The organism is Achromobacter sp. 1011791174, assembly GCF_059760925.1.
This window is the reverse complement of sequence record NZ_JCBANH010000189.1, coordinates 1-3,127: the sequence shown is the minus strand read 5'-3', so window position 1 is coordinate 3,127 and position 3,127 is coordinate 1. Positions and strand designations below refer to the sequence as shown.

Genomic DNA, 3,127 nt, shown 5'->3' with positions numbered 1-3,127 from the left:
CCTCGGCGGCGGCCGCCCTCGCGCCCACGGCCATCCCCGCCCCCGCGTCCAGCGTCGCGACCAAGGCCAAGACCCACGCCCGGCCCTCGGCGCCGCCTCCTGGCATGCCGCAGTTCGGCGCGGGCGCCTACGGCCGCTACCTGGTGCTGAAGGTGCAGGGCCCGACCGGCCCCCAGCTCGCGCCGCACACGCCCTACCGCCTGTTCCTGACCGGCAAGGATCAGTCCATCCGCAACACGCCCGACGGCAGCGGCGTAATCCACGGCGTGACCGACGCGCAGGGACGCACCGCCTGGATCTGGACCGAGACCGACCACCTGGCCCGCGATTTCACCCTGGTCCGGCTGGCCGGCGACTACAGCTGGGGTCAGGTATTCCAGCTGAGCAGCAGCGGCGAGCACGCGCCGGTGGCCGGATACCCCTACCGCATCGCGCTGCATCAGCGCTGGGGCGAGCTGCAGACCGACATGGGCTATACCTCCGCGCAGGGCAACACGGCCTATGTCAGCGATGCCATGCCTGCGGCCTCGCTCAATCTGTACACCAGCAACGACTTCGATTTCGACCCTGCCTGCTTCACTGAACTGAACATGCTGAACCTGGAGCTGGCCCGGCGCGATCTGGATGCCGCCCGGGAGCGGGTCGCCGCTATGGGCTGCGCGGACGCGCCGGCAGGCAAGGTGGCGCTGGCGACCGTGCTGCTGGGCGCGGGCCAGCCCGAATGGGCGCGGCGCACCGTGGAGGAAGCCACCGCGCCGGCATGGATCGAACGCATCAGCCCGCTGGACGATCAGGCGCTGGCCGACCGCTACATGCTGCACAAGCTGCTGGGCATGCCCGACGCCGCCCTGGCAGACGCCATGGAATTGCAGCGCCGCCAGGCTCGCAAGTCCGGTCGGCCGGATCCGGACTACGCCAACAGCGTCGCCTACTACCTGGCGGACTTCCCGGATTACCTGCCGCAAGCCGAGGCCCAGGCGCGGCGCTCGATCCGCGCGGCCGGCCTGCGGCCCTACAACCAGGCCACGCTGGGCTGGATACGCTTTCTGCGCGGCGACGCCGCCGGCGGGCTGGATATGCTGAAACGCGGCTATGCGGCACAGCCGCGCGATGAGGAAATGGTCGCCGACTACGGCCTGGCGCTATGGCGTGACGGCCAGCAGGCGCTGGCGCGGCGGATCTGGGACCAGGCCGAGGCCCAGTGCGTGTGGGGCCGGCGCCTGTACGATGCGCTGCGCGCCGTGGACTACCCGCATCCACTGTTCCACGCCTCCGGCAGCGCGCAAGTGCAGGCCTACCAGCAGCGCTGCGCGCAGCCCCGGCCGACCCGCGACAAACGCCATCCGCGCGGCGCGGCCGCCTGAGGCGAACCGCGCCAGCGATCCCGGCCCGGGCAGCAGCGCGGGCCGCGCATGCCCGGCTCAGGCCGCGGCAAGCTCCGTGCGCTCTACCGGATCGGCGGCGATCGCCGCCAGGCAGGCCGCCAGCACCTTTTCCGGCGGGATGCTGTTGATGCCCGCGCCGACGACGTCGGGCACGACATCAACGGCGCCAGGACGTTGCCAGAACCATTCGGGGTTGGACTCGTTGAACACGCCCACGTAAGGCACGCCCACGCCCTGCGCGATATGCGAGGGACCGCAGTCATTGGCGACGATCAGGCGCGCGCGCAGCATCAGCGCCGACAGCTCCGGAATGGTCCGGCAATACTCGATCCGGAATTCCGGACGGCGCAGGCTGTTGATCAGTTCAAGCTCGGCGGCCTCGTCCGGCCCCAGCACGAAGGAAAACTGCGTGCCGCGCCCGATCGAGGTCTTGAGCAGGTCCGCCAGCCGGATGTAGTGCGCGATGCTCCAGCGCTTGAACGGGCCGGAGCCGCCGCCTGGAATCATCACCACGTCGACCGGCGCCACCGGGCGCTTGCGCTGCTCGGCGATTGCCCGGAAGCAGTTCAGCGCCGCCTGGTGGGGATCGAAGGAACGGTAGGTGCCCAGCAGCCGCAGATTGGCCAGGCCGATGTATTCGCCGATGTTCTTGGGATGCGAATGCGTCCAGGCGCCGTCGCTCAGGCGATTGTTGCGAAAGCCCATGCGCAACGCCGGACGGCGCAGCAGGCTGACCAGCCCGTAGCGCTCGCTGCTGTGATGCAGATTGATCGACGCATTGGCGCGCGCGGGCAGGCAGCGCACGTGTTCGCGGAAGCTGGACACGCGCACGAATTCATCCACCCAGGGCAGGGACGTGTAGTAACGCCCCACGTCATCCCGGGCCACGACCCGCAGCCGCTGCGACGGCCACCATTGCTTGAGCTGATAGAGCGTTGGAAACGCCACGACCTGATCCCCGTAGCGGGGCTGGCTCCTGATATAGACGACCGTATCCGGCATACCCTCTTTCCCGTATTCCCTGAATTGCACCCGCCGCCCTGCGCGACGGATGACTGACATCGAGATTGATTCTCTTATTGGTATCGCGGCGCTTTTTCAGCTGCCGATCACGCCTCGGCCAGCCGCCCTGGACGCTTCTTCCTGTCCCGGGCGCCACGGCCGCTCGCCGTCATCGCAACGGCCACGCCGCCGATGCCGGCAATTGGCGAATTTACCCGCAGCGCCTCAAACGGAATACAAGAGCTTGTTGAATAAATGTGAAGAGTTTTGAAGTCGTTGTTTTTTGTCACAAACAGGTCCGGAGCCGCGCTTGCCTGCGTCCCGTCCGTCCGGCGCTATGATCGGTACATACGCTGCACGTTGCGCGCCGTTCCGAGGGGATCGGCACAGGAGACTCACCATGACGCATTTCCCATCCGCTTTCCCCCTGCCCCGCCTGGCCATGCTGTTGGCCCTGACCCTGGCGCTGGCCGGCTGCTCGCTCGGCCCCGGGGGCCCGCCCCACCCTGGCGCGGCCAACCCGTACAGCAGCGGCGGCTTCCATGACGCCGGCCCGAACTACCCCGACACCGGCCTTTGACACGATGGTTCCCCAGGGCGCCCGCCCTGGGGAACCATCGCCATGCGCGGCGCCTGTCCCGGCTTCCTCCTCTCCCCCGATCTCATCCGGGCCCGGCATTGCGGCTCGCCGACAGATTGTCGACACGAACGCCCGCCCCCTGCCCCCGCCGCCGCGCAGC

3 protein-coding genes are annotated in these 3,127 nt (G+C 68.9%); 2 read left to right on the top strand and 1 reads right to left on the bottom strand.

Annotation, left to right across the window (positions count from 1 at the left end):
- The coding region (locus AC6LJ5_RS30185) for a tetratricopeptide repeat protein (RefSeq protein WP_498142435.1) at positions 1-1,364 on the top strand (1,364 nt) is incomplete at its 5' end.
- Positions 1,365-1,421: 57 nt separating this feature from the next.
- Here the strand turns inward: AC6LJ5_RS30185 and AC6LJ5_RS30180 are convergent.
- Positions 1,422-2,387: a glycosyltransferase family 9 protein gene (locus tag AC6LJ5_RS30180; RefSeq protein WP_498142434.1), complete on the bottom strand. Its 966-nt coding sequence runs from the start codon at positions 2,385-2,387 to the stop codon at positions 1,422-1,424.
- Between the two features lie 400 nt (positions 2,388-2,787).
- On the opposite strand from AC6LJ5_RS30180, the gene AC6LJ5_RS30175 reads away from it, so the two are divergent.
- Complete coding sequence (locus tag AC6LJ5_RS30175) at positions 2,788-2,967, top strand: hypothetical protein (protein WP_498142433.1); 180 nt, start codon at positions 2,788-2,790, stop codon at positions 2,965-2,967.
- Positions 2,968-3,127: the final 160 nt, after the last annotated feature.

What these genes read in the sequence shown, in the direction of transcription:
- AC6LJ5_RS30175 (WP_498142433.1), top strand. Translation starts at nt 2,788, where the DNA reads ATGACGCATTTCCCATCCGCTTTCCCCCTGCCCCGCCTGGCCATGCTG.
- AC6LJ5_RS30180 (WP_498142434.1), bottom strand. Translation starts at nt 2,387, where the DNA reads ATGCCGGATACGGTCGTCTATATCAGGAGCCAGCCCCGCTACGGGGAT.